Here is a 26983-nt window from a genome sequence, read left to right as displayed (position 1 = left end):
CGAACTTTGGTGAGCGGAAGACTCCTCATCCGCTAGTTGTAAGAATCACCATACCCTCTTTTCAGCCTGGCGTTCGAACCCTTACCGCTTCAGAACATATAGCGAAACGTCTGAAGCTCAACGGCTAACTCCATCATCAAATATGTTTCCAAATACTGATACCTCCAGCAACATCAGCAAACCTTGTGAACAGACCTGTCATTGGTGAGCGGAAAAGCTCCTCATCCGCTAGAGTAAAGAACACACCATACCCCCAATCAGCCTGGCAGACACACGTGTTCCAACCCATGCCGTCTATCGACCAATCTCAGGCACTGCGACCGACCAACGCGGGCAATGCCCGTGCATGTTGGAATCTCCGGCAATGTCAGCAACGCTGTTGACCAGACCGAACTTTGGTGAGCGGATGAGGAGTGTAACATTTCACGAATCAGGGAGACTGTTTGGTATAATACATGACGGTTTGATAAACGGACAGAAAAGTTCACAAATTTCTTGCATTTGTGCATTAACCAGGAGTGAGACTCATGAAAAAAATAATATTGACGAGTATCTTGGCATTCAGCGCAATCGTTCTCATACTCGAGCAGGCTCCAGCATCTTCGATGGACACCGGTACATCTGACGGGAAATACGCAAAGGCCACATTTGCCGGTGGATGCTTTTGGTGCATGGAACCTCCGTACGACAAACTGGAAGGCGTAATATCGACAACGTCAGGATATATCGGAGGAGATACAGCCAATCCAACTTATGAAGAAGTTTCTGCAGGAGGAACTGGACATGCAGAGGCCATCCAGGTGATTTATGATCCAAGCAAGATCGACTACGCTACGCTGTTGGAAGTCTATTGGCGAAACATCGACCCCACAACGCCAGACCGGCAATTTTGTGATCATGGTGATCAGTATCGACCAGAACTTTTCTACCATAATGATGAACAACGACGACTGATAGAAAAATCTATTAAGAAGATTGAGGAAACAAAGACATTTCCGGAACGTATCGCCACGGAAGTCTCTTCAGCCACGGAGTTTTACCCTGCGGAAGACTACCATCAGGATTATTATCTTAAAAACCCTTTGCGGTATAAATTTTACCGTTACAGTTGCGGGCGGGATCAACGGTTAAAGGAACTTTGGGGTTAATGAAGGTAGTTGCGGAAGAAATGATCTGAAAAGCCTCATGTCGGTAGTGCGATGCCATTCCATACCTTCGTCAATCATCACCCGTAACCAATCTCATGCTTCACAATTGGGTAGAAAAACACTGCAACAAGAGCGAGAGTAATTTGAGTAGATCAGTGCTCATGGCTATGATTGAAAAAAACAGAACTTGCGTCTACGGTCTAAGGCGTATTGTGTGAACAAGAGACGTGATCTTTTGATCGAGCATCACAATAGTATCTTTCCACAGCGATTGCCCTGAAACACAATTGCTTTGTTCTGTAGCAGTTGTTAGGTCTTGTTCTCGTATCAAAATTCCAGATTGTGTACGAAATAGTGTAAATAACACTCCCGGTTTCATTTTTTTATATGCAGAGCTTCCATACACAGTATCGACCGGTAGCAATTTAGTATTATAGCGATCCGCGTATTGACTGAGATTTAATGTAGAACTGGACTTTAGTTCATGTGCAATATGAATTTTCGTGTTTTCATCTTCAATGTTTGCATAACGACCTGAGAGTCTTTCGATACGATACATGGCATTAAAACCGAAAAGTGTTGCCCAAGACTTCCACTTTAAGAATTGAGCATCAAGACGAAACTCATCACCGTATATTTTGTAATTTTCTTGTTCACAAAAATCACCCAATCGAAGTGATGCAGCAAACTCTTGAACGTTGACCGGCGTAAAGGTTAATTGTGCGATAGGTTTTTCGTGAGTCAGCCTGCTATATGTGTATATATTGCCAAGCACAAGAAATGTCAGCATAAGCAATACAACAAGACTCAGAGTTAAAACACTGCGTACAATGAGTGTAAACATACCTTCATTCTAACAATATTTCGCTTCACATATTCGGCTTGCATACATCGTTGATAGAAAATACATGATGCTGTTCCCCTAACTTGTCCGCTTCTTTAAGAATTGGGCATCCCACGTAGCCTCGGCTACGATTGATGGACACCGGTGAAGCATTCTTGGGGCAGCCTAGATTGAAGTCTCTTACCAACTAACGTACTGATTACAGGTAGCCTTGGCTACGATTGGTGGATACCCGTGAAGCAGTTTTGAGGCAGCCTAGATTGAAGTCTCTTACCAACTAACGTACTGATTACAGGTAGCCAAGAAAAAGCTGAAGATAATTGGGGGGGAGTGGTGGTGGACGTAAAGTAGCAAAAGGCCAGTCTTATAATGGCATGTTCGGTTAATGCTGCCCTGTACCATTTCGGAGATTGGCCAGAGTTTCTTCCGCCTCAGGAATAAGATCTTGACGATTTTGGGCCTTGGCTATCTTAAGTGCAGTCATGGCTAAATTCAAAGCTTCCTCTTGTTCTCCACGATCGGCAATACTTTCGGCAATGACTAATCGCGCATTGATTGCCATCGGCTCTCGCCTAATGACTTCTCGAAGAATTTCTACGCCTTTCTCTGAATCACCACCCATAATACCGGGAAGTTTGACAAGCAGTGTGCCTTTGGAAGACAGCGCATCAATATGTTGAGGATCAAGTTCAAGCGTTCGGTTCAGTTCATCCATCATTCGGTTATATCCAAAGATTGCGCCCATCGTCGGCTCACCATCTATACGCATCTGCTCGCCCAACGTGCAAAATAGAGAAAAATGAGCTTCGGCATAATTATCATCGGCTTCGATCGCTTGCTCTGCAATAACCTCGGCCCGTTCAAAATGCCCCATCCGAACATCGCGATCTTTGGCAATACGTCCTTTTTGACATTCATCCAATGCACGTGCACTGAGCTCTTGAGCTGTTTGTTCGGCCATAGCAATCGGAGTATGCGTACCGAGCCACAGAATACTGGCGAATATAATCAGGCAAAATCTTATCATCAGAGCAGGTCTCCCTCTCACTTCAACATACGATGAAGCCAGTAATGGGTTTCTAGAAAAGGGGCCTTTACTTATACCAAACGCGTGTTTGAAAAGTTAAGACATGGGAGCAAGATATGCTCATCATTTTCAACCGAAATTCCACATTTGTCAAAATATTTCCCAACCTGTGATGCGCATGATTTCGCAGAGGCAGTCTGAAAAGAAACAGTCTACGATTTCACCTAAAACCCCATAGGTACTCAGCTTTACAGCTAACTCCGCAGCTTAATCGTTTTGATGCGGCTTGCGACAGAATGTTGGCTGTTTCTTACATTTGTGTAAAATTATTTGAGAATCTTGCACCAAATACATTTTCCAATTATGGTTCACTATGTAGTATGTCTTTCATGATCGAGAAAACTATGCGTTTACCAGGGCGTGTCATAGGATTGCTCAAAGAGTACATGCATGACTTAGTTGAACAGGCTAAGCAAGACGAGGCCGCGTCACAGTCATTTGGATATGCCTCGCCCCCGTATCACACCGATCAAGCCATCTCTGATTTGCTGGCTATTTTAGATGATCGGATTGAATCGGAAGGCGTTCAGGTCGGGCTCCACGTTGAATTTCTTCATCAAATGTGGACATTATGCGATCAGGCTCGAGCACATATCACCGAAACGGTCTGGCTTGAACAAAAACTCACCGAAGAAAAACCCTCTATAGCCCAAACTCGAGCATTAACCTATCACGCCCTCATTGACTACCTTGAGCATCAGCCTGAAAACTAATCGGCTTACCCATTATAGGTCTGACAATCAACTGCGCTCATCTCAGCTAGGTTCCTGCAAGCAAGGGCATGCTCAACATGATAAACTTGCCTAGCCTGTAATAAGTGCCAACTGTCAGTGTGAAACGAATATGAGAATGCTAGGCGGATACAAGGAAACAGCTGTCATCTCATCTCCTTGCCACTTAGCAGATGAGAAGTCTTCCCTTCGCGTTGGAGCCGAATCGCCACCCAATCCTCTCGACCCTTCACTTCGGCAGAACACCAGCCATACTCTACATAGCGAGCAATGATTTCCGATTGATCATCATCAAGAATGCCAGCCAAAAATAAGACCGTCTTCGTACTCGATACACTCGTCAATGCCTGACACCCAGTCAACAATGTTCGTCGATCGATGTTGGCAATAATGAAGTCAAATGACTCATTAGGCAAGGCCTGGATGTCCAACGTGCGAAGGTCAAGCTCGGCTCCAAATTGGTTCAAATGCGCATAGTCTTTTGCACACTCAATCGCCACAGCATCATGATCAATGCCCAAGGCAAATGCCGCGCCGAGCCGCAATGCCAACATCGCTAATAGACCGCTCCCCGTTCCAACATCTAACACACGTTCTCCGCCTTGAATCCATTCCTCCAACCATTCGGCCAACAACTGCGTGGTTACATGGTGCCCAGTTCCAAACGCCTGCCGGGGATCCAGTATCAGCTCAATCCCATGTTCTGGAATATCGACTGTCGTCCAACTTGGCCGGACAATGATTCGCCGACCAATCTGAATCGGCTGCACCGATGCCGTCCATTGCGCATTCCAATCCTGGTCAGACACCTCGTGAGCTGCAATCCGATCAGGATCAAGCTGTCCTCCCAATTGTTGAATGGCATTCCGAATCTTGACAAGCATATGATCAGTCCACACGCCGTGATCGTAATAAAGGTGAATCACCCCATCTTGCTCCCACGTTCCCAACATTCCATCTTCAACAAGAAGGCCGGCCAATTCCGTCGCACTGACAGATTCAGCAATATGGACATCAATAAAGGATTTCATTTAGGAGCCGATCCAAGATAAACACAATCTACTACGAATGCTCTGGATTTGGACATATTTTCCGCTCCTTCTCGTAACGATCATTTACCGTGGATTGACTTCTTCGATTGACGAAGAGGTGAGGAGTCGGTATGGTCGACAGGCGGTATGGAAGACACTATACACCAGAAGCGAGCACGCACGATCGAGCATGGCATTGCCAGAGCCGAACGTCTTACCATTATTGGCACACACGCCAGTACGTCTTTTACGAGATGGCGACTCACCATATTTTTCACAGCCTTTATCACCTGCTTAGCCTTGTATAAAAGCGAATGGTTTCATACAGGAAACCTCACGCTGCTTGGATTCTTTCTTCTATTCATCACCGTGACATATTTCCACGGTCGACTCAAGAGACAACTCCATCGGCTTCAACGTTGGAAAGACATCAAGCACTCGAATCTAGCTCGCCTTCGCTTGGATTGGCCAATCATTCCAACGCGAAACTTTTCTGTACCAGACAACCATCCATATGCCAATGATTTAGATATTATCGGGCCTCATTCTCTCCTGCAATTACTCGACACCACGTTTTCGCTTCCAGGTCAACACCGACTAAACCAATGGCTATTAGACCAAAACGAACAGCCTTTGCGCTTCGTAGAATGGACCGACCGACAATCCCTCGTCAAGGAAATGGCGCAACTGCCTCTCTTGCGAGACCGTATGCGACTCGAAGCCCGACTGATCAGCGAACAGCCGCTCGATGGAAACCGAATCCACGAAGCTCTCCGACATGGTGCTGACGTTCCGCATCTCGCCTTTCGATTATTCGCCTCAGTCTCACTGTGCCTGCTGACTTTCGTCTTAGGAGTCTTAGCCGCCCATGGATCGATAGCAGGATATTGGGTTCTCTCCTTCGGCCTGTACGTGATGCTGTACTTCTCGACAGCAGGGTCAATCGCCCCCGTGTTTGGACGCGTCCTCGACCTTCATCACGAACTAGAAAAACTCGTCGCCGTTTTTCGACTTCTGGAAAACCGTCGCTTTACGCACCATCCACAACTCGCACAATTGTGTGCACCCTTAATGACGAAAGCAGACAAGCCAACGGTACTCACCCGACAACTCGCACGTATTTGTTCGGGACTCAGCATCAAAGCCCATCCACTAGTGCATATGTTAATCAATACGCTGATGCCGTGGGACATCAGTTTTGCCTATCGTCTGCAGAAAACATGTGAGCACTTGCAGACCACGCTTCCCCTCTGGATGGATCAATTGGCAACTGTCGACGCCGCTAGTTCATTGGGCACCTTTGCCTATTTGAATCCTGAATATGCCTGGCCCATTCGTGAACAACCTTCGTCCCGGCAAGCCGACACCGGTTTTACGGCAAAACATATTGGCCATCCACTCATCAACGCACACCGTCGTGTCCCTAATAGTCTCGGCTTTCGTGAATTAGGCCAAGTGCTGCTTGTAACAGGATCAAACATGTCAGGGAAAAGCACCTTTCTTCGAACCATTGGCGTGAATATCTGTTTAGCTCAGGCAGGAGCCCCTGTGTGTGCACAGTATTTCTCCTGGACCTGGTTACGGCTCTTTTGTTGCATTCGCGTCACCGATTCATTGGCTGAAGGCCTTTCCTATTTTTATGCTGAAGTAAAGCGTCTGAAGATTGTCTTAGATGCGGTCAATGAACGAGACGGCCACTCCGTACTCTTCCTTATTGATGAAATTTACAAAGGCACGAATAATCGTGAGCGACTGGGGGGAAGTCAGGCCTTTATCCAAGCCTTACAAAAAGGCTATGGACTCGGCCTCTTGTCCACGCATGATCTGGAGTTGGCTCAACTTGAAACCAATGGATCACGGGTCAGCAATGTCCATTTTCAAGAAACAGTGGAAAAAGGTAAGTTGCAGTTTGACTATCAGCTCAGGCCTGGGCCCTGCCCGACCACCAATGCACTTCGAATTATGGAACAAGAGGGATTGCCGATTCCGGAAGATAGAGAATGAGAACATGAAAAGTGCAAAGTGAAAAATGTAAAATTTACTGTGAAATCTTACGTCCTATCAACTTTTCATTTTGCATTTTAAAATTTGCACGTCTGCGAACTACGGCGTAAACAATTGAACGTCCTGTTGAGCTTGATCGGTCTTCTCCCCAGTCGTCGTCCCGCATTCCGAACACAAATACTCATACAGATTTCCACTCGGGAGCACTAAGAGCAAACGCTCACGTGCAGGGGTCGCAGACTTACACTTCGGACAATACAACAGCGATGCGCGAAGCGCGCCAAATTGTTCTTGAGGCGAAGAAGGCTGCGGGGCTGGACGCCGCATACGCATGCCCGGCGGAATCGGTGGTGGGCCTCCAGGAAACGGTGGTCTCGACATGCACTGATCTTATCCAAGACCATCGCCAGCGTCAAGAATTACCCTGACAACTCATGGCATATGACCTTACAAAAAATTCATGGCAACCACATACAAGCCAATCAGAGAAAACAAACCGATGATAGCGCCCAAAAGAAACCAGAGCACATCGGCAATGCGTTTTTGCTTCTTGCTTCTCCTGGGTCTCCTCTCGTCCATGGCTCTATGGTATCGCGTTCCGCTACTCGTGGGCTATAAGGTTTCTCTCCTTGTGTATGCAATTGGATTAAGCGACATAAGTATGATTCCACGATCTCCGATATGAACGACAAGACCTTCATCATCCAAGAATGTTCAGAGCATTTCAAATGCTCAAGTGTTACATGAATATTTCGCCTTCTCTCCACACATATTATTGCGAGGCCTTACATGAATCGAAAGTACCTACAAGAACATCACTCCGCACCAACACGTTCATACAGCAAACGCTGCCTGACGACAGCGTTGCCAGTCAGCGCTTAAACATCCACGCCATAGCCATCACAAATACTCGCCAAATTCAGTCACTCAACTTGAACAAGCAGGATGGTTTGGCGTATGAAGGCTTCTCAAAAATGTTAAAACTTCCTCCTGCTCACTTTGCTCCAAAGCGAAATAGTTCGCTCGAGCAGTCACAGCCTCACCCCCATGCCAATCGATTGCTTCAGTGAGTGTCGTCGCTCGACCATCGTGCATATAGGGAGCCGTATCGGCGATACCCCACAAACGCGCGGTAATGAACAACTGATTCTCTACATCCGTCGCCTCATGAAGAGTCTCCTGAAGGCGCGGCCCCATATCATGTCGCTTCAAATCTGAATATAACTTGACCTTAATTCCACCCTTCAAACTTTTCTTAAAATTTGCAGGCTCTTCAGTCAGGTCAACTTCATAATACGGCTCCTTAAATGGATGAGCGGGATCTTCTGGGTGTTGATAAGGCAACGACTTGCGGGAAGTCTTCAGAACAGGTGTGTGACAGCTCGCACACCCAATTTCTCGAAAAAGCTTTCGTCCCTTTCCATTCGTCTTCGCTTCACAGGGTGGCGCCGTCGTCGTATTAAATATCGCCAAGGAGGACAACTGGCCAATGGTGATTTCATTTTTCACCCCATCTCCATCATGATCCATATCCTTACCGACAACTTCGACCGGCTCCATCCCCATGTGAAACCGTAAGGCACCGCAATCGAAGTCTCGGGTCGTGACATTATTGCCTTTTCGCCCAAACGGTCGCACTACAAGATCAGAATCCACACCCACAACATTGGAGGTATCCAAGATAACCTCTGGCTTCGGGTCCGTTCCTTTAAAAAATGACCGAGACTGCATCTTGCCACCAATACTGTACAACGAAGCCTTGGATGGTTGAATGGCGATAAAATGCATCAATTCAGCTTCGCCCTTTAGCTTCGGACGTGCCGCAGCTTTCATTTTTTGCATGCCTGCTACATCACTGCAATTAGTCGGAATCAATCCATCGTCGGACATTGGTTTACCATCTGGCATTTTCTCTAATTCATGAAGCTCATGGTGCGTGAGTTTTCGTGAAAACACCGACCCAAAATTCACACCATGCGTGGTCAGAGCAAATGTTTTCCCCAGGTTCTCCGGAAGTAAGGCTTCCTGGGCAATCTCCTGTAATGCTTGCGTCATCTCTTTGGCTAACAATTCAACGCCTCCCGAACCAAAAACAAATGGCGGATTGATAATACGCCCATTAAAGGCCACATACTCATTCTCACCCTTGTTGACCAGATCAAACTCCGTAACCGCCGGAAACGCATTCGCTGCCGCTCCCCCCACTCCACCAACCGCAAATGTTGCCGGGACGGCATCGTTACTCAGTATGGAATGGCATTCGAGGCACGTCTGCGAATCCAATCCATTCATACGCAGAAAATGTCCGTTCCCTTCATCAGAGTTTGCCTGAAGCGTCAAGCGGCTCCCAAATGGGGTTTTATCCTCTCCTTCATCGAATGGACCATCTCCTAAGCCGTCATGTTTATTAAACGGTGTGGAGAAGACACGCTCCCCCTGTTCAAGTATTTCCACTAAAGTTTTGTTTTTTGCTCTAATTTCTTCGTGTGTGATAGACGCGTCCAATTTTGGCGCTTCGCCCTTCGGAACAGGTCCGGACGCACACGAGACTAACGGTACCCCCGCGATCAAGGTGGCAATCCACCAACTCGTGAGTAACATTCTGTTCATGGCAAACCCTCCCTGATAGAAAAATATAATAAAAACATTCCGCTCTTTATCTATTCGACTCCAAACATCAACACCGCAAGACTTATACCCTTTAAGTTTAAGAATAGGTTTTGCGAAATATTACGATGTAAGTCTTTGGTCTAGAACCAGAAAAAGAAAGAGAAAAAAACAGATATCCGAAATAGTGAGAAACGCCACCAAAATTCCATGTATCTGATCAGATACTGGCTGTATCTACTTGTGAAAACGAGAAAACAGCCTGACAGAAAACAGGTGAGGAAATGAGGAAATTTTTACTGAGAAGGATTAAGCTGAGGTGACAACGAGAGAAGGTTCAGAAACAGGTACGCCATGACGGAAAAGAATACTCCTTGAAGAATTCGAGGAAACACGCTCACCAGGCAAAATGATACCTGCAAGATTCAGAGGATCAGCGGCAGAGATTCGCACGTCTTGCGTATCGGATTGCATGTCGCGTCGAACGGCACGAAGCGACTCAACGGCTTCGGGCAACGCATACTGTTCTCCGGTAAACCCGCTCACAAATCGTCCACCACGAATTTCTCCCCGCCATTCCATTCGACGGTATTGCATCAGTAGCTCACGCCAGGTCATGGAAAGTGACTCTCGCTTCAAAAGATCACGAAACACAATTCCGTATCGAGCCAGTAACTGCCTGGCCCACTTCTCATGAAGCTGTGATGTCGTAAGATGCTCATGACCCGATTCATGGCGAGGATTCACCAATAAATCCCATCGACCGGCACTATGACGAGGACGGCGCGCACGCTCCCTGCCCTCGGCATTCCGACGTTTTGGATTGATCAAGGCACGCAAGTTATCAACCCCATCAGCGGTAACAAGTCCCGCTGCCACTAATTCCCAGAGAGCCTGCTCCACTTCAGAAGCCAGGTGTCCCGCGTTTGCCGTCAGGTCAGGAAAAAAGCTCGCGCCTCTTCCTTCCAGAGCTTGAAGAACGTCTTGAGCCACGGCACTCAAAACCTGACGAAGCCCCACGCCTGCATCCTTCACCTTCTGTCGACTCAACGTAATATGCAAGGACGCATTCTCTCGAAGAAAGAAACTAATCGGAGCCAGGCTTGTCGGATTGATACGACGGATTGAGGATGCACTCGCTTCAACCTGAAAAAACATGTCCTTGCCTTTTTCATGACTCTCAACTGCAACGCGTGACTCTTTATACGGAGGCGTCAATCGTCCCCAAGCCACGACTCCTCGAAGACAGAGCATATCCAAGAGCTCTGGCTTATAATTTGAGACACGCTCTTTTAAGAGTGAAGATTCCCATGCAGACGCGGCTGCCTCAAAACCGGCTAATTGTGCAATGACCTCACGCAATCCAGCCTCACCATGCAATTGCGAACCTGGCGCACGATGTTGCCATCGAAAGAGAAAACGCATGAAATCGGCAGCAGAGACCGGCTCGATCTCACGACGCAATGAGCTGACAGTTCTTCGGTGAATTCTGGCAAGTAATCGGCGATCGCACCACTCTTCAAGTTTTACATTAGATTTTCCACATGAAGCTGAGTTTGTATTATTAGAAAAAGGCGAGAGAGAAGATGCCGTACGGTACTGTCCACGTAAGACTTGCCCTTGCCCTTCAAGGCGTAACAAAGCCTGAGTGACCGCCTGACGAGGTAAGTGCAATGCATACGAAAGCTCATCAACAGTGACAGGTCCACAACTTTCCATCCAACCCTGGACGATCAGAGGCATAGCTGCTTCTAATTCGATTGAGGGAACATCGGAAATAATCGGAAGAAGCTCTAATTGCTCCGGGGCAACAATTGAAACAGATGGATACAGCGACTGAACGATTGGCAATTGTTCTGTCGTCACCCAACCCCTTGCCATTTCGACTTCTTCATTATTCGCCTGACACACCTCCACAACGACTGCCCGTTTTGACTCAAGAAGCTCGGGGAGAAAGTCATTCCATGGCGCACCGAACTGCTCCGGCACCCACACCAAAAGATGAAGTGTTTCATGAAGTTCATCTGCATCTCGAACCGTCGGCCATGCCTCTTCAATCACCGCGGCAATGGCCGCAGGGTCGAGCGCACCAAGCTCTCCTCCCATGTCTCCGGGAAGCACTTGCCGAAGATTGACCGCTCGCGCTCTACGCTCCTCCAACGGCGCATCATCCAAAAATGCATAGGGATTGGCGTTAAGAATTTCATGTGCAAACGGTGAAGGCGCTGGCGACTCAACGGCCAGACATTCCACGTCACCGGTTTCCATGCGTTGAAGCAGTTGAACCAAGCCATCGATATCCATAGCTTCCGTAAGACAATCACGGACCGTTTCTTGGACCAATGGATGATCGGGAATCGGCACATCACCGACATGATTATCCTGGCAGGCCGTCGCCATAGGAAACGCTGCCCCGAGTAAATCTTCCGCGCGCATTCGTTGAATATGGAGAGGAACCTTCTTTCCCTTTTGAAAACGTAGCAGTGCTAAAGATCGAGAAATATTCCATCGCCATCGCGTGACAAAAAGTGGTGAAGCCAACACAGCTTGAATCAGCACATCGCGTACCGTTTTTGAATTGAGAAAGGAAAAGATAGCCTCTAACGGAAAACTGTGTTTTTCGCCAAGCGAGAGAACCAAGCCTTCATCGGTAGCCGCAGCTTGTAATTCAAAATCAAAGTTCACACAAAACCGCTTGCGAAGTGCTAACCCCCACGCCCGGTTTAATCGCCCACCAAAAGGAGAGTGAATCACGAGCTGCATACCCCCAGCTTCATCAAAAAACCGTTCGGCAATAATACGCTTTTGCGTCGGCACAGCACCAAGCACCTGCTTCCCATTTTGGACATACGCAATAACCTGCGCAGCCCCGGCCTCATCAACTCCACATTCGGCTTTCAGCCAGGTTTGAGCATTGGCAAGGGGATCTTGAGACGACTCTTCAAGTAGATGACTCACCTTTTCACGAAGCTGCGCGACTTCATTGGAGAGCTCGGCTGTGCGAGAAGGAGCCTCGCCACGCCAAAAGGGAATATTCGGAGGCGCACCATGTGCGTCTTCTACTCGAACTTTTCCTGTCTCGATTCCACGAATTCGCCAGGAAGATGTCCCCAGCAGGATAATATCTCCGGCTAAACTCTCAACGGCAAAGTCTTCATCGACTGATCCTACAACCTTGCCTTCCGGTTCAGCAATGACGGCATAGGTTGCGGTATCGGGAATCGCTCCGCCGGACGTAATCGCCGCGAGCCTTGCGCCTCGTCGCGGACGGACCTGTTGCTGCACCCGATCATGAAAGACATAGGCTTGTTGCCGACGACGGCCCGGCACATAGCCTTCTGCCACCATATGCAGCACGGCATCAAACGTCTCTCTTGTGAGATGCCGATAAGGAAAGGCCTGAGTGCAAAGTTGATACAGACCGCCCACCGACCATTCCTGCGCAGCCACTTCTGCCACGATCTGCTGTGCAAGAATATCAACAGGCTCTGGAGGAATCGTCACCGGATCTAGATTGCCGCGACGAATGGCATGTACCGCAGCCGCACATTCAACGAGATCATCACGTGTCGCACAGAACAGTCGACCCTTTGGGGTCGCGCCGACCCAATGCCCTGCCCGCCCGATCCGCTGCATACAGGTGGCGATGGCGCGGGGCGATCCAATCTGACACACCAAGTCCACATGCCCGATATCGATCCCCAGTTCCAGCGAGGCCGTCGCCACCATGACCTGCAGTTGCCCGGTTTTCAACCGATCTTCCGCGGCAAGCCGAATCTTTCGCGACAAACTGCCATGATGCGCCATGACCTTTTCTTCGCCTAACAGTTCAGCAAGATGATGGGCGATGCGTTCGGCTAATCGCCGTGTATTCACGAACACTAATGTCGTACAATGTTCATGGGCCAACTCCGCAATTCGATCATAGATCTCCGCCCACATGGCATTCGTGGCAATGGGCCCTAATTCGTCTCGTGGGACTTCAATCTCAAGATCAAGCTTTCGCTTCTGCCCCACATCGACAATTTGGCACGATGGAACAGATGAACCTCCCTGACCTATCCCATTCCCTGCGACTCCTCCACCAACAAGAAAATTCGCAATTAATTCCAAAGGCCGTTGCGTCGCGGACAAACCAATTCTCACAGGAGGCCTGGGGCACAACGCGGCTAGTCGTTCAAGAGATAAGGCTAAATGCGTCCCGCGTTTATTCGGCGCGACTGCATGGATTTCATCCACAATAACGGTCTTCACATTCCAAAGAATCTCTCGGCTTTTGCGAGCCGTGAGCATCAAGTACAAGGTCTCTGGTGTGGTAATGAGAATATGCGGAGGATGAGTCAGCATGCGCTGACGAGCGGCAGCCGGGGTATCGCCCGTTCGCACGTCAACTCGTAACGGTGGAACAAGATAGCCCGCAGACAACGCACACTGAGTAATCTGGGCTAACGGTTCCTGAAGATTCTTTTGTACATCATGAGACAACGCTTTGAGCGGAGACACATAGACGATCTGCGTCTGATCACTTAGCTCACAAGCCAATGCTTGCTTGAGGAGCGTATCGATGCAGGTTAAAAACGCGGCCAACGTTTTCCCCGATCCCGTCGGTGCCGCAATCAGCGTATGTTGACCAGAGGCAATCACCGGCCAACTCGCCACCTGGACATCCGTCGGCTCACCAACCTGCGATCGAAACCACTCGGCGAGAATGGGATGAAAAGAAGAAAGGGATGAGGTGTCCATAATTAGCGACATCGTAGCCCTTCCGGACACGGAGGTAAAGCACGCATTCGGTATACTAATAAAAAACAAAGCCTCTTCTGTATACTCAAAAGTGATAACTTGATAATGTGTATTATTAAACCTATTCCAAGGTAATAGTACGCTAGAAATACCATGCAAGGTTCCCCGTGATAATGGATGTTAAAAAACATATTCAGTCTTGGATAAAATCCACTGAAGAAGATTGGGACATTGCTAAGGATTTAGTCGAGAGAAAGAAAGTGCGCCATGGACTTTTCTTTGCACATTTAGCTTTAGAAAAAGCCCTAAAAACCCATGTATGTCAAGCAACACAGGACATCGCTCCAAGGAGTCATCATTTATCACATCTTGCGAAGATTCGAATTTAAGTTTAAGACAAGACCAGAACACCTTTTTGGTAGAATTCGACCAATATCAATTGGAAGGGCGATATCCAGAAAACCTCCTCAGCCCACCGACTCAAGACGAGGCAAATGAACTCTTAAGCAAAGCCCAGGAGATCTTTCAATGGTTGATCCAACAGTTGTAGCAACAATCCAGAATTATCTCACTGCTGCAGAGAAACAAGGGGTACGTGTCTCTCAAGCGATTCTATTCGGCTCCTATGCCAAGGGAACAGAAACCACAGAAAGTGACATTGATCTCTTAGTCATTGGGCCAAACTTTGATCCACAGCCCGATCGGAATGTTGTTGGAAAGTTATGGGGACTACGAGCTGAAACTGACATTCGAATCGAGCCAATTCCAATTGGAGAACAACGCTGGAAAAACGACGATTCCGACGTCATCATTGAAGTCGCTCGACGAGAAGGGGTCCCTATTTCGTTGTCGTAGATCAGGAACCTCGCCAAACTGGAATTACGCTGAGACTTATGACTGAAAGTTCAATAGCCTCCAACGCAATAACTATTTCTATACTCCCAATCGAAAGTCGAGTCATTGAATTTCCTCCTACAGTAAACACTCCTATACTTTAAAAATATAGTAGGAGAAAATCACACCTCCAATCCCATATCATTTGTCTTACCCCCACTAATCCTGCCTTGCTTGACTTGACATCGTAAATAAATCTGCCAAAATTCTTGACCAAACTTGCTGTAGTTAGATTTATTTCACCTTTTAAAGAAGAGAGCAAATGTCACCTTTAGATTCGAGGTCAAGTCAAGAAATGACCAAATGTACAACAGATCGATGATTGATACTTATAAAACTTGACCGGCCCCTAACATCACAAGATTGAATGTGTGAATTGCAAACATGGTGTAATTCGGTAGACCAGATCACTCTGGCCTTGCAGAGAAAAGGTATCAGAAAGTAGCAAATACAATGAGCAATAATGGAGAATGTCCCCTTTTCCATCATTCCGCTAACCGACATCATCACCAAAAACAGGTGACTTAAATCAAAACCGAGTCGCATCTCTGGGGAGAGCTATCGAGGCCGTGATGATACTATTCATCTCACTACCACTAATTCGGATGGAAATTGTTTATGAAATTTTTGAGATGGCAATAATGCAAGGAAAAGATGTGGAGAAACTGTAAGGATCATTAAAGGGTACAAAAAATGCCAGGACATAATTTTGATTGTGAGATTGGTAGAATGGTTCGAGAATTTGAGATATTGACACATCTTCTCAGAATCTTTAGCTACCGTTGTTTGATTAAGCAAAACCCCACGGTCGAACCTCTTCCAAAACACCCTCTGATGAATAAAACATGCTCAGGAATCATTAAAGAAATGGTCTCATTATATGAGACGACTGTTCCAAATGATAGAACAGGTTTAACTGCACTTAATAAGGCTATTGTCAAATTAAGAAGTATCCGATTGCATCGAAATGAAATCGTTCATGCCTTATTTTCGTTAGACCTTGATGGTCGTTCAAAAACCATGCATGCCAACATTGTCAAACAGATCAGAAATTTCGAACATGAACAGCAATTCTTTGAATTTCCGGAGCAAGCATTAGACAAAATTACGATCTGTATCATTGGTGCCGCAGAAGACTTTAGCTATGCTATTAGAAGAGTCAACCAGAATAAGCCCATTGCTAAGGCATTACTAAACTGCACATCGAAAGAATTTGTAGTACCAAATATTCAAGAATATAGAATTAAAGATAAAGGACAGTAAGGAATGAAACGAGATATGGAGTTAGTTCGGAAGATTCTGTTGGACGTTGAGAGTCTCAGATCATCAGAAACAGAATCATACTACACTCCTAAACTCGATGGATATTCAGAAGAAGAAATACACTACCATTGTGCTCTTATGGAAGAAGCAGGCCTACTTGATGTGAAACATCGAAACATTATGGGCACAAAGTTTCCATTATGTTATCCGAAGCGTCTCACCTGGTACGGGCATGAATTTCTTGATGCTGCTCGAGACGATGGAATATGGACAAAAACAGTCGCAACGATAAAAGATAAAACTGGAGCAATGAGTTTTGATGTTTTATTGGAGCTATTAAAATCGGCGATCCTTAAAGTCGCCAGTGGAGAATGAAATCCAGGGAGAGCATAATTAAAAAAAGGCGGTGTTCTGTTGAAATCGTATCAAGCACTTTTAGTTAGCTGCATTATTATCGTTGTTTTCCCATTTCCTTCCTTCGCTGAAGCAGATCATTATGCAAGGAGTGTGGTGATTCACGAATTAGAACTCCCTAACAAACTAAAAGTTGTGGGTTGAGAGGAAAAGGGGGACATTCTACTTTTTGGGGATTACCCTCCAACTCTAGCGTAATGAAGATAAATTGTATGTAAGCAGGCCTCTGTCAGTTTCTTGAGATTTTCGCCAAGGGAAGGAATCTGTTCCAAAAGAAGTAAAAAGTAGAATGTCCCCTTTGCCGAATAAATTGATGTTATGTAAAAACTCCCGCGCCCTTCTATGTCTCACATTTTCCTTAACGCACTTCTTCAGGTGTAAGCGTAATTTCTGCTTCTTGCAGGAGACGCTTTTGTTCATCAGCCTTCGCCTTACACTCTTTGTGATTTGGAGCTGGTCGCGTTTCGTCAAACTCTTCCGAACAGCCACTAATATTCAACTGATTCGGAACGGTTGACGCCATTAAATCCCCACCAGAGACTGCCAAGTCAATCTGCCAGGTCCGGTCGATTTTCGCAATCTCGGAGGCAATCTGATCTTCTGTTTTCCCATCAGCTTGTCTCTGTACAATATACGCTCGCCTAAACGTTTCGATGATCTTTGCATCACCACGAGCAGCAAGCTCGTGACTTATGATGATTGGGAGGCATCCACCCAGAAGGGAAGAAACCGATATCATGGCCAAAAGAATATAAAAAAGTGGTATTTTCATTAAATACGTTAACTTAAGCGCTTTACGTTAAATCATGACCTCTTCCTACAGGGGACATATTCTTGAGATTTCCCATAGAGATATTTCAAAAGTATACCAATACATGTCTTTAGTAGAAGGGGTACATAGGAAAAGTGGGAAGAAACCATTTACTAAACTTCCCAGGATATCAACAACAAAAAAGGGGCAAGACGCTTGCTTCATAAAATAGGATCTTCTCTACTCGAACAACCTCACAGCATCCGCCTAAATATCTTAGTACCCTCCAGAGTTAGCAAGAATAACGATCAGACTACGTGTTTACGTATTTGCATAAATCATGCATACTCATGCATATGAGAACAACCTTAAACATTGATAACGCTCTTTTAGAGAAAGCAACCAAACTCACCGGGATTGCAGAGTAGACCTCATTAGTTTGCTTGGGGGTTGAAATGCCTCATTTCTAAAGAAGCGACACGGCGGCTTGCTCACCTTGGCGGATCTGAGAAACAACTTGCCTTGCCGACTCGACGACGTTCACTCCCCAACCAATGATAATTGAGTAACTATGATTTTGGGACGACGGCAAGTTTGACCATCGCCCAATATTGCACTTGCCTGAAATTATATGTATGTGTATAGTGATACACATCATATATAGGAGGTCACACGATGCCAACAGAGACACTGAAGCTCGTCCGAAAACAATACCTTGTTTCTCCGAAAAACGTTATGAAACTGGATCGAATTGCGAAAAAAAAAGGCACATCTGCCACGGCCATCGTCAGGGAAGCTATTGAGGCTTACGATCCTGAAGGACTCGACTCTCTTGGCGAAACTGAATTGATAACATTGGTTTCAACAAGGCTCAAAGAAGCCATACACGACACACAGATGATGAGAAGAAAATTAAACAAGACATTCAAATCTCTGGGGGTTGCATAATGGCAGGCTGGAAAGATGTCTTGCTCGACACGCTGAAACTCACGGAAGAAGTCAAACGGCTCACCCGTGACATCGAACGACTGAATGGGCATGTCATTGATGTCGACAAACGATTGGTCCGTCTTGAAACTATGGTTGAAATGGCGAAAGGCCAGAAATTACCCAAAAACGTATAACTTCAAGTGTGTGCGTACGACAGACCTTTTCTCTCAAACCACGCAGGTATAGAATATAACTATGTCCACAGAGTATCCATCCTCACCTCCTAGCTCTGGCCGCCACCCCTGCCAATCCGGCGATCGCTCCACGCAGGAAAAACTGTCGAACACCCAACGTCTCGCTGCTGAAGCCCGATTGCTTCGCGCTCTTGAACTCTCTGATGCCTCCCTTGAGTTACAACGCACGTGTTTGAAAAAGCCCTAACACACATTGCCCATCGCCTCGACGAGGCCAAATACCAAGGACTTTTAACAGAGTATGTCCTGATTGGAGGGTTTGCCGTCTCTGCCTGGGGCATTCCGCGTGCCTCCCATGCTGTTGAATTTGCCTTGGCATTAGGGGCAGCGAGCCCCACAGCATTTTCACAATATCTCAACACGGAATTTCATGTTGAGAACCAGGACGACCCAACAAGAGGCATCTATCAACTTGAATACTCGACGAATGAACTCAACATCCCCATTCAGTTAAGCCTGCTACCATCTCAGTGGACCCGTATCATTGTGGATGACGCAGTTGAATTGTCCATTCTTGAATGCACCATTCCAGTTATTTCTTGGCAGGTCTTGATACTCTTAAAGCTTCACGATGGTGAATCACAAGACCTTCTTGACGCCCAACAAATCTTTCGTGCTCGCCATCCAAGTCAGGAAGATCTGAACTCTATTGCCACGCTTGCATCTCACGTAAAACTGTCATCCGCGTGGCAGAACTTCACTGAACACCTCGCACCATGATGGATTGCCCTTAAAACTTGCAAGGCATTAGATTCGCATTTTGCTTCACAAACCAATTCATGTGTAGTAGCCAGACACTCTACTCAAGCCGAGCAGAGCGCCGGCTACGTTTTAATGTCACCAAGATAAGATGAAACGTTGCGTCTTAATGAAACTCATCCAATCCCTAGACTCGTTCGAGCTCCAGTTTATCCAACCGTGTCCCATCCTCCCGTAGATACACCGTTACCTTGTTAGGCCCGGCGTCTAGATGCACTTCGACAGGATCGTGGCCACCGCGATGATTCACATAATCCGCCGTATAGCTGGTCGTCTTCACCGTATCCCACAGATACCCATCAGCTGGCGCCTCATTGACTTTCACCCAGAACGAATCATCCTCCGTATTGGCTGCATACACCCAGCCTTTGATGCGATAGGTTCCGGCCTGTGTCACTTGAAAGGTGTACTCCATTTTATGCGCTTCGTCCGGCCCCCCTAAGCGCCTCCCCGTACCGTTAGGCACATGCACATACTGGCCCCCACTGGCCGCGTCATCGGTCTCGAGCTCAAATGCCCCAAAGCGTTGCCCCGCTTCGGCTTCCTGCACCAAACTTCCCACGCGTTCGAGCTCCAGTTTATCCAACCGTGTCCCATCCTCCCGTAGATACACCGTCACCTTGTTAGGCCCGGCGTCTAGATGCACTTCGACAGGATCGTGGCCACCGCGATGATTCACATAATCCGCCGTATAGCTGGTCGTCTTCACCGTATCCCACAGATACCCATCAGCTGGCGCCTCATTGACTTTCACCCAGAACGAATCATCCTCCGTATTGGCTGCATACACCCAGCCTTTGATGCGATAGGTTCCGGCCTGTGTCACTTGAAAGGTGTACTCCATTTTATGCGCTTCGTCCGGTCCCCCTAAGCGCCTCCCCGTACCGTTAGGCACATGCACATACTGGCCCCCACTGGCCGCGTCATCGGCCTCGAGCTCAAATGCCCCAAAGCGTTGCCCCGCTTCAGCTTCCTGCACCAAACTTCCCACGCGTTCGAGCTCCAGTTTATCCAACCGTGTCCCATCCTCCCGTAGATACACCGTCACCTTGTTAGGCCCGGCGTCTAGATGCACTTCGACAGGATCGTGGCCACCGCGATGATTCACATAATCCGCCGTATAGCTGGCCGTCTTCACCGTATCCCACAGATACCCATCAGCTGGCGCCTCATTGACTTTCACCCAGAACGAATCATCCTCCGTATTGGCTGCATACACCCAGCCTTTGATGCGATAGGTTCCGGCCTGTGTCACCTGAAAGGTGTATTCTATTTTATGCGCTTCGTCCGGTCCCCCTAAGCGCCTCCCCGTACCGTTAGGCACATGCACATACTGGCCCCAACTGGCCGCGTCATCGGTCCCGAGCTCAAAGACCCCAAAGCGTTGTCCCGCTTCGGCTTCCTGCACCAAAAACTCACCCTCTTCCAGGACGAAATTTTTCTGCCCCAGGTTATTTGAATCCCATACATGAGTGCCATCAACTACAGGCAGGTCTTGTGCACATTCAATGTGCACCAGAATACTTGGATTTTGCATCAATGACGAAATCTGTTCTGAACGCAAACGAACCTTTACGACTCTTGAAGCTCCTGGCTCTACCCCAAACACAGTCTGAGAAGGTGTATCTGGTGCTGAAATCGAATTTGTGTAGTCATAAGGAAACACAAACTCAGTACCATCAAAATCCGCCAAAAACAATCGAGTACGAACAACCTCGGCTGTAACATTGCCAAAATTCCTTACTCGTACGTAAATATAATTATCGATGTTTTTGCGTGGGTTTTGGTGGGTTTGATTGATGTCACCATCGTCTTGATTCCGAATCCAGATATCGGAATTATCATTGAAAGGATTACCGAGAGTAATTCCTACGTCAGTCGTAAAGGTACCAAGATTGAGATCAATGGGATCAGGTACTCCATCTGCATCTATATCACGCCATCCGAAATGCCCTACAGTCCACTGACAAACATTGTATGTATTGCCTTTCATCAAGCAATCGATAGAGCCTGAATTATTGACCGCACAATTTCCATTAGGCTCTTTAAGATAACCCCAGCTACCACCGGTGGAGCAATTGCTATTTACATATTCATCCGGTGCTCCAAAGATGTGACCTGTTTCGTGAGCAAACACCCGGTCAATCTGGTTCGGACCCCATCCATTATTATCGTATTGCATGACGAGTCGAGGGCCACCAATAGAAGCATAGGCGAACCAAAAAGTGGCGTACTTGGTAAAAAAGGCAATGTATGCCCAGTCTGGACCATCTGTCATCGTTGGCCATCGTGTCGTCCGAAGGTCGTGCAAATAGTCATACATGTTCGACCAGTCAGCTCCATAACCTAGTGCATTCATTGCACTACCACGCCAATCACTCTCCCCTGTGACATTGTTAGGATCAAGATTGAGAGTGATGATGTTCACATCAAAGAGAAAGTTGAGATTCGCTCCTGCTGGCGCCAGACTGATCAGACCATTAGAACCTTCTTGAACTTCAGAGATGACATTGATCTGTTCGGCCTCAGAGAAGGCGGCTGAACTATTTTGCGGACCTCCAACAATGACGACACCCACAGCTGCCGTTCCTATCAAATACTGACTAGTGTTCGTTGGAGGTATACCTGCACCCGAATCTTCGCTCACTAAAGGAGCTGGAGATTCATCAACCGGCAAAACACATCCATGTGGCCTCTCCTGATGAACATCCCATGGCTCGCCATCATCAGATCGAGCAGCCTTAGCCATACGATGTTCAGATGACATTCTTTGGTTCCATGCCCGGACAGTCAGTAACCCAACCCGATCCAACTCCAAATTCTCAGGAAATTCAACCTGCGAGGTGGAGACAACACTAACTCCTTGGACGTTGCGCAGGGAATTCACAACCTCTTCATTTCCCTGACAAAGAATTAAGAACGGGGGATAACGATGAGTTAGTCTGCCTCCAAGTTTCTTTAAAGTTGCAATGGTAGCGTCAACCTGTTTCGATGAGACATTTTTTCGCATGATAATAAGAATTTCAGACATGCCCTACCTCCATAAAAAATATTTCTTTAAAAAGCCACAACAATGGATATACACATCCTTCAGAAAAGCAAGTGAAGTGCCATGAAAAATCTTTAAGCACTTTGACCGTTAAAACGTCCATTTAAAGAAGAAATTTTTGAGAAGCTGAGAAAACTAAGGGAAGGTGAGATAAAGAAGAGCGAGTCCAGGCAAAACTAGGTTGAGTACCTACGGAAATGAAGCAAGTCCACGTCGCGTAAAAAACTGCTCTATTTTAAATGTAGTTGTATCGCATTAGATAATCCTCGTATTATTTTAGATAACAAAAATATTCTACAAATCACATGACGTCCATAGTACTCACATTTTTCATAGCTTTGACTGAGTTCGATGCTCTTCCTATTGACCATCATGAAATTTATGGGATTTGCCTGAGAGCAAAGAGCGTAGCAATAAGAGTGAGTACTGCCTTGGCAAGAAGAAGCTACTAGCACAATTATCTGTAGACTCGATACCTCACAATCGGATTAGCTGAGTTCCCACGCATGAATGGCATTGCCTGCATGTGATGGACAGTCGAGGCTATGGAATTGCATTCATTGCAGCTCTTCTTTCCTTAAAGTCAAGCGACTCTCCTCAATGCAAAGCCCTTTCACCTGTGATCAATGACCACGCCCTTCATGCCTGTCCCACCACACGACGTTCTCTCATCACTGTCGATCCGACACATTCTTCTATAGCAGTGAGTGAGCTCCCCATGTACGCAGCTCTTACACTCTCAACCATCCTACGTTCCGATTTTGATCCTATAGGATTGCCTGACTGTTCTGGTCCAGCCATCAAACCTCGTTCTATTGCCAACGCCTGTGTCAAAAGAAAAGAGCGTGTCACCAGTTCGTGACAAGCTCTATCTTTAGAAAATGACGTACAAATAGGATGACGTGCTCCTTTGATATCTTCTGAATATTCTGGCTATGGGTAATCCCAATGAAAGGTATAGGCGAAACGATTGTTGGGGTATAATGAGAAAAATGAATATGCATTATTGGAGATAAACAAAAATGCTTACCTGGCTCACGCGGTTTATTGAGCATCATTCCCGCCTTCATCGAATTGCCCTTCTCCTGTGGCGACAGTTTCCTCCCAGATTAGCGGGAACTCTGAAGGGATTGCTTGCCCGAAAATGGGTAGTAGGAGCTATCGCCGTCATGATCGATGAGAATAGGTCACCTCCAGAGGTGCTGCTGGTGGAACATAGTTATCGTCCCCAACATCCTTGGGGCCTTCCTGGCGGCTCGCTCGAATCCACCCCTGGAGATCCCACCAGACCAAGGCAAACGCCTTTGCCTGACAATGTCATTGAATCAGCGCTCGACCGAGAAATATGGGAGGAACTGGGCATAGGCATTACAGTATTAAACCTTCTGAGAATCGATGCCATTCCATATGTTCCAGAAGAACCTGGCCCCTACCGCTTACACTTCTACTTCCGCTGTGCTCCACAAGGCGGATTCTCAGCGTTGCGACGCAATTTGGATTCTGGCCAAATGAAACCTCGCTCACCCGAGATCAAGCGCATACGCTTGGTGCCTCTCACTGATCTGAGTAAGTACGAAGTATTTTCCACGGATGTAAAATTTTTGTGTGAAGACCTTCCTCGACTTGAACCAACCTTGCACTGGTAAAAGTTACTCACCTCAACTCTCCATAGTAAGACCGCCCCTTCAGAGAAAGCCGCCAAACACACTGGGGTTGAAGAGAAGAAATCCTTAGTGCACTTCGGACTGGGAACCCTGATTTCTCAAGAAGCCGCACAATCTCACAGACCTTGGTGAATCTAAAAAACGACTCGTCTTGCCTCCACGACGCCGCCCATCCACAAAGCAAATGACCTTAACCAATTAGATCAAATTTGAGTTACTTCTTGGCAGTCGTCGACTTGCCTCGCTGTAATCAAGTGGCCTCATCCTGCTTCACCCCGACGTCATTGGAGAACTATAGCGAAACCAAATAACTTCCAGTGGTGCCGAGGGCACGATCGTTGCCTAATCCTGGAAATACCGAGAATAAACAGTCGACGTTGAACCCTGTCCCGTCCTGACATGCCAGTAAGCGGTAGCCAACACAGCGTCATAACACACTTCGTCCATACAAAAGTTAACTGGAACGGCGATAGCGTCCGAGATGAGAAAAGTTCATGCAGAGCAGGGAAAGGGATTGAAGAAACGGTTCTTGTCACAAGGCACAAATTTGCATAAGCTTAGGCAAATATCAGCAGTTAAATTTCATATGAATTCTTTGGTGAAGGACATGATACACTTCACGGCTGACTGATAGGTAAGGCAATCAGTCAGTGACCTTGCAAAAACATTCTCCCTCTTTATCTTTTTTACGATACGCATTTTGAACCATCAATTCAGTAAAGTTTTGCCAATTCAGCGAAAACGATTACACAACCTTCTCACCATGATAATCCCAGGCGTCTTGCTTGCGGGAATGTTGTGGCCTCCCATCTTGTGTTTTGCCGATGACCGCTCCCCCATCGACTCGGTTTTGGATACCTGGTCTAACATCGGTTCCCAATTTCAGGCAAACGGTATTCGCTTGGAGACCGTGAATACGACAGGCTTCGTCAGTAATGTTTCTGGTGGGATAAGGCAAAGAACTACGATTGTCGGCGATATTGATTTACTGCTCACCGTCGATGCCAGTCGATTAACTGGCTGGGAAGATGCCGGAACGTTTTTTGTGTATGGGTTGGGTTTGTATGGCAATGATCCCAGTCAAAATGTTGGAGACCTGCAGGGGGTAAGCGCGATTGCCGCGCCCAATACCTGGAAACTGTTCGAGGCCTGGTACCAGCTCCCATTATTCGATGGTCGGGTGTCACTTTTGGCTGGACTCTACGATGTCACCTCCGAGTTCGACGTCATCCGATCATCATCAGAGCTCTTTCTTCAGAGTTCCTTCGGCACCGGTGCCGAATTGGCGCTTGGCGGCGAAAGTGGACTTTCGACATTCCCAACCTCGTCACTAGGGCTGCGAGGACAAGTGAATCTTACCAATGAGTTCACGCTCCGTGGAGCGGTGATGGATGGTGTCGTTGGCGATCCCGACAATCTTGAGGGCACGCACATCATTTTGCATGAAGATGATGGCCTGTTTCTTACCATGGAATTGGCCTATTACCGTTTTGGAGACTTAGAGCTCCAAGAACGAGCACAGCAACCCGACCGGCTCCTTCGTCGTCGCCTGACCCGGGCAGCCGCCTTGCAGTACGATGGGAAATATGCCGTCGGGACATGGTTGTTCACGAGAGAGTTCAACGATCTTCAGAAGGTCGACGCCTTAGGCACTCCCCTCACTCGCGACGAAACGTTTGGCATATACGGAATTGCTGAACAGGGGGTCTACCATGAAACTCACGATCCGCATGAAGGCTTGAGAATCTTTGCCCGGGTCGGCTGGGCCGATCCTCGAGTGAATCAAGTCGAGTGGTATCTCGGAGGAGGCTTCGTCTACACCGGGCTCATTCCAACACGAAATAGCGATCAAACAGGCTTTGGGGTTGCTGCGGCAGTGAATGGCACAAATTTCAAAAAATCTCAACGCCAAGCCAATCAACCTGTGAGTCAGTCCGAAATTGTCCTGGAGTTCACCCATTCCTTTTCAGTACATCCCGCGTTGAATCTTCAACCGGACATTCAATATGTCATGAACCCTGGGACAGATCCAAGCCGATCAGATGCCCTCGTCATAGGAGGACGGCTAGAACTCTACCTCGATTGGTTTCAATAAAGAGAATTTCACATAAAGACTTCCGACCCTGTTAAGACATATTTTTCTCAAGACAGACGGAAGCGGACGTTGTCAAGCGTAAGGACATTGCTTCATTGAACGCTCGGCAAACATCCACCATCCGTCTTCAGTCTCAAGAATTGGGCCTATTTCTTTTTCTTACAGTCCTCAAAAGCCTTGATGCACTTCTTCAGATCCTCAGCATGCTCATCGATACACTTATTAAGTTTCTCCTTATCTCCGTTGGCTTTTTTTCGGCAATCGTTTAGTTTCCTCCCAGCTTTAATAAGGCACGCGATGAATTTCGTATGACAACGTTTATCTTTTTCTGTTCCAAGTGCAAGGGCGGCTATCGTGGTGATGTATTCTGTGCCAAAAGGTTCCAGATCGGCCCGCTCCAACAAGACATCACCAAACACACTTTCAGTGATTGATGCTTCGAGAGGCAAACCCTCCACGGCGGCCTTGACCTCGTTTTGGTCAAACTGTTCAAGAATCGTAGAAATCTTCTGTACGTTTTCAGGGTTGAGTTCGATTTCGGTATCCATGATCCATTTCTCCTCTCTTCATCATGTGGATTAACAGACGAAGGTTCCTCTCCGCAGTACGAGACAAAATCGTTCATTGACAGTAGATGACCGCTTGCTTCGAATGCGTGCCCCCATCTTCTTCATTGTGAAGGAATCAGCTGATTACCCGTCATCAGAATATACGA

The 26983-nt window shown here is 47.1% G+C and carries 23 protein-coding genes; 14 read left to right on the top strand and 9 right to left on the bottom strand.

All coding sequences use genetic code 11. The features are described 5' to 3' along the window. Positions 1-527 precede the first annotated feature (527 nt). Complete coding sequence (msrA, locus tag ACWHX8_RS07805) at positions 528-1148, top strand: peptide-methionine (S)-S-oxide reductase MsrA (RefSeq protein WP_447971391.1); 621 nt, start codon at positions 528-530, stop codon at positions 1146-1148. Positions 1149-1341: 193 nt separating this feature from the next. On the opposite strand, the gene ACWHX8_RS07800 is transcribed toward msrA, so the two are convergent. Together ACWHX8_RS07800 and ACWHX8_RS07795 are read right to left on the bottom strand one after the other, a co-directional pair. Then, entirely contained in the window at positions 1342-1992 is a 651-nt protein-coding gene (locus tag ACWHX8_RS07800; RefSeq protein ID WP_447971390.1) for a hypothetical protein, read from the bottom strand. A 382-nt stretch (positions 1993-2374) separates the two neighbouring features. Beyond that, positions 2375-3019, bottom strand: a complete 645-nt coding sequence (locus ACWHX8_RS07795; RefSeq protein ID WP_447971389.1) for a hypothetical protein — start codon at positions 3017-3019, stop codon at positions 2375-2377. A gap of 404 nt (positions 3020-3423) precedes the next feature. Here ACWHX8_RS07795 and ACWHX8_RS07790 point away from each other — a divergent pair, with 404 nt between their 5' ends. Beyond that, positions 3424-3792: a hypothetical protein gene (locus ACWHX8_RS07790; RefSeq protein WP_447971388.1), complete on the top strand. Its 369-nt coding sequence runs from the start codon at positions 3424-3426 to the stop codon at positions 3790-3792. Positions 3793-3956: 164 nt separating this feature from the next. On the opposite strand, the gene ACWHX8_RS07785 is transcribed toward ACWHX8_RS07790, so the two are convergent. Further along, entirely contained in the window at positions 3957-4841 is an 885-nt protein-coding gene (locus ACWHX8_RS07785; protein WP_447971387.1) for a 50S ribosomal protein L11 methyltransferase, read from the bottom strand. 147 nt (positions 4842-4988) lie between these two features. Between ACWHX8_RS07785 and ACWHX8_RS07780 the strand changes: the two genes are divergently transcribed. Next, the gene (locus ACWHX8_RS07780; RefSeq protein WP_447971386.1) at positions 4989-6845 is read left to right on the top strand and encodes a MutS-related protein; all 1857 of its coding nucleotides are present in this window, start codon (positions 4989-4991) and stop codon (positions 6843-6845) included. A gap of 99 nt (positions 6846-6944) precedes the next feature. Here the strand turns inward: ACWHX8_RS07780 and ACWHX8_RS07775 are convergent, their stop codons facing one another. From ACWHX8_RS07775 to ACWHX8_RS07765, 3 genes are all read right to left on the bottom strand, one after another. Further along, on the bottom strand, positions 6945-7226 hold the full coding sequence (locus ACWHX8_RS07775; RefSeq protein ID WP_447971385.1) for a hypothetical protein: 282 nt from the start codon (positions 7224-7226) through the stop codon (positions 6945-6947). A 546-nt stretch (positions 7227-7772) separates the two neighbouring features. Further along, on the bottom strand, positions 7773-9455 hold the full coding sequence (locus tag ACWHX8_RS07770; protein WP_447971384.1) for a di-heme oxidoredictase family protein: 1683 nt from the start codon (positions 9453-9455) through the stop codon (positions 7773-7775). Between the two features lie 306 nt (positions 9456-9761). Further along, a complete protein-coding gene (locus ACWHX8_RS07765) occupies positions 9762-14195 on the bottom strand; it encodes a DEAD/DEAH box helicase (RefSeq protein ID WP_447971383.1) in 4434 nt (1477 codons plus the stop codon). A gap of 173 nt (positions 14196-14368) precedes the next feature. On the opposite strand from ACWHX8_RS07765, the gene ACWHX8_RS07760 reads away from it, so the two are divergent. From ACWHX8_RS07760 to ACWHX8_RS07745, 4 genes are all read left to right on the top strand, one after another. Next, positions 14369-14584, top strand: a complete 216-nt coding sequence (locus tag ACWHX8_RS07760; protein ID WP_447971382.1) for a HEPN domain-containing protein — start codon at positions 14369-14371, stop codon at positions 14582-14584. Positions 14585-14723: 139 nt separating this feature from the next. Beyond that, complete coding sequence (locus ACWHX8_RS07755; protein ID WP_447971381.1) at positions 14724-15050, top strand: nucleotidyltransferase domain-containing protein; 327 nt, start codon at positions 14724-14726, stop codon at positions 15048-15050. Between the two features lie 732 nt (positions 15051-15782). After that, positions 15783-16352: a hypothetical protein gene (locus tag ACWHX8_RS07750; RefSeq protein WP_447971380.1), complete on the top strand. Its 570-nt coding sequence runs from the start codon at positions 15783-15785 to the stop codon at positions 16350-16352. 3 nt (positions 16353-16355) lie between these two features. Then, positions 16356-16727, top strand: a complete 372-nt coding sequence (locus tag ACWHX8_RS07745) for a DUF2513 domain-containing protein (protein WP_447971379.1) — start codon at positions 16356-16358, stop codon at positions 16725-16727. A gap of 397 nt (positions 16728-17124) precedes the next feature. On the opposite strand, the gene ACWHX8_RS07740 is transcribed toward ACWHX8_RS07745, so the two are convergent. Then, positions 17125-17538, bottom strand: a complete 414-nt coding sequence (locus tag ACWHX8_RS07740) for a hypothetical protein (RefSeq protein ID WP_447971378.1) — start codon at positions 17536-17538, stop codon at positions 17125-17127. Between the two features lie 329 nt (positions 17539-17867). Between ACWHX8_RS07740 and ACWHX8_RS07735 the strand changes: the two genes are divergently transcribed. The 5 genes from ACWHX8_RS07735 (at position 17868) to ACWHX8_RS07715 (ending at position 19421) form a co-directional block, all read left to right on the top strand. Then, the gene (locus tag ACWHX8_RS07735; RefSeq protein WP_447971886.1) at positions 17868-17945 is read left to right on the top strand and encodes a type II toxin-antitoxin system VapB family antitoxin; all 78 of its coding nucleotides are present in this window, start codon (positions 17868-17870) and stop codon (positions 17943-17945) included. A gap of 247 nt (positions 17946-18192) precedes the next feature. After that, complete coding sequence (locus tag ACWHX8_RS07730) at positions 18193-18465, top strand: hypothetical protein (protein ID WP_447971377.1); 273 nt, start codon at positions 18193-18195, stop codon at positions 18463-18465. Beyond that, complete coding sequence (locus tag ACWHX8_RS07725; RefSeq protein ID WP_447971376.1) at positions 18465-18641, top strand: hypothetical protein; 177 nt, start codon at positions 18465-18467, stop codon at positions 18639-18641. The genes ACWHX8_RS07730 and ACWHX8_RS07725 overlap by 1 nt, the downstream gene beginning before the upstream one ends. A 61-nt stretch (positions 18642-18702) precedes the next feature. Beyond that, positions 18703-18888: a hypothetical protein gene (locus ACWHX8_RS07720; RefSeq protein ID WP_447971375.1), complete on the top strand. Its 186-nt coding sequence runs from the start codon at positions 18703-18705 to the stop codon at positions 18886-18888. Beyond that, the gene (locus ACWHX8_RS07715) at positions 18870-19421 is read left to right on the top strand and encodes a hypothetical protein (protein ID WP_447971374.1); all 552 of its coding nucleotides are present in this window, start codon (positions 18870-18872) and stop codon (positions 19419-19421) included. Before ACWHX8_RS07720 ends, ACWHX8_RS07715 begins: the two co-directional genes overlap by 19 nt. A 166-nt stretch (positions 19422-19587) precedes the next feature. Here ACWHX8_RS07715 and ACWHX8_RS07710 read toward each other — a convergent pair whose 3' ends face one another. Continuing rightward, the gene (locus ACWHX8_RS07710; RefSeq protein ID WP_447971373.1) at positions 19588-22491 is read right to left on the bottom strand and encodes a hypothetical protein; all 2904 of its coding nucleotides are present in this window, start codon (positions 22489-22491) and stop codon (positions 19588-19590) included. Positions 22492-23531: 1040 nt separating this feature from the next. Between ACWHX8_RS07710 and ACWHX8_RS07705 the strand changes: the two genes are divergently transcribed. Both ACWHX8_RS07705 and ACWHX8_RS07700 read left to right on the top strand, forming a co-directional pair. Further along, positions 23532-24155, top strand: coding sequence for an NUDIX hydrolase (locus ACWHX8_RS07705; RefSeq protein ID WP_447971372.1), 624 nt, complete (start codon positions 23532-23534; stop codon positions 24153-24155). Between the two features lie 718 nt (positions 24156-24873). Further along, complete coding sequence (locus ACWHX8_RS07700) at positions 24874-26268, top strand: carbohydrate porin (protein WP_447971371.1); 1395 nt, start codon at positions 24874-24876, stop codon at positions 26266-26268. A 146-nt stretch (positions 26269-26414) separates the two neighbouring features. On the opposite strand, the gene ACWHX8_RS07695 is transcribed toward ACWHX8_RS07700, so the two are convergent. Continuing rightward, positions 26415-26816, bottom strand: coding sequence for a hypothetical protein (locus ACWHX8_RS07695; RefSeq protein WP_447971370.1), 402 nt, complete (start codon positions 26814-26816; stop codon positions 26415-26417). Positions 26817-26983 lie beyond the last annotated feature (167 nt).

It is taken from the genome of Nitrospira sp. M1, assembly GCF_965152605.1.
Note: the sequence above shows the minus strand (reverse complement) of the source record. Positions and strands in the feature narration are given on the sequence as shown.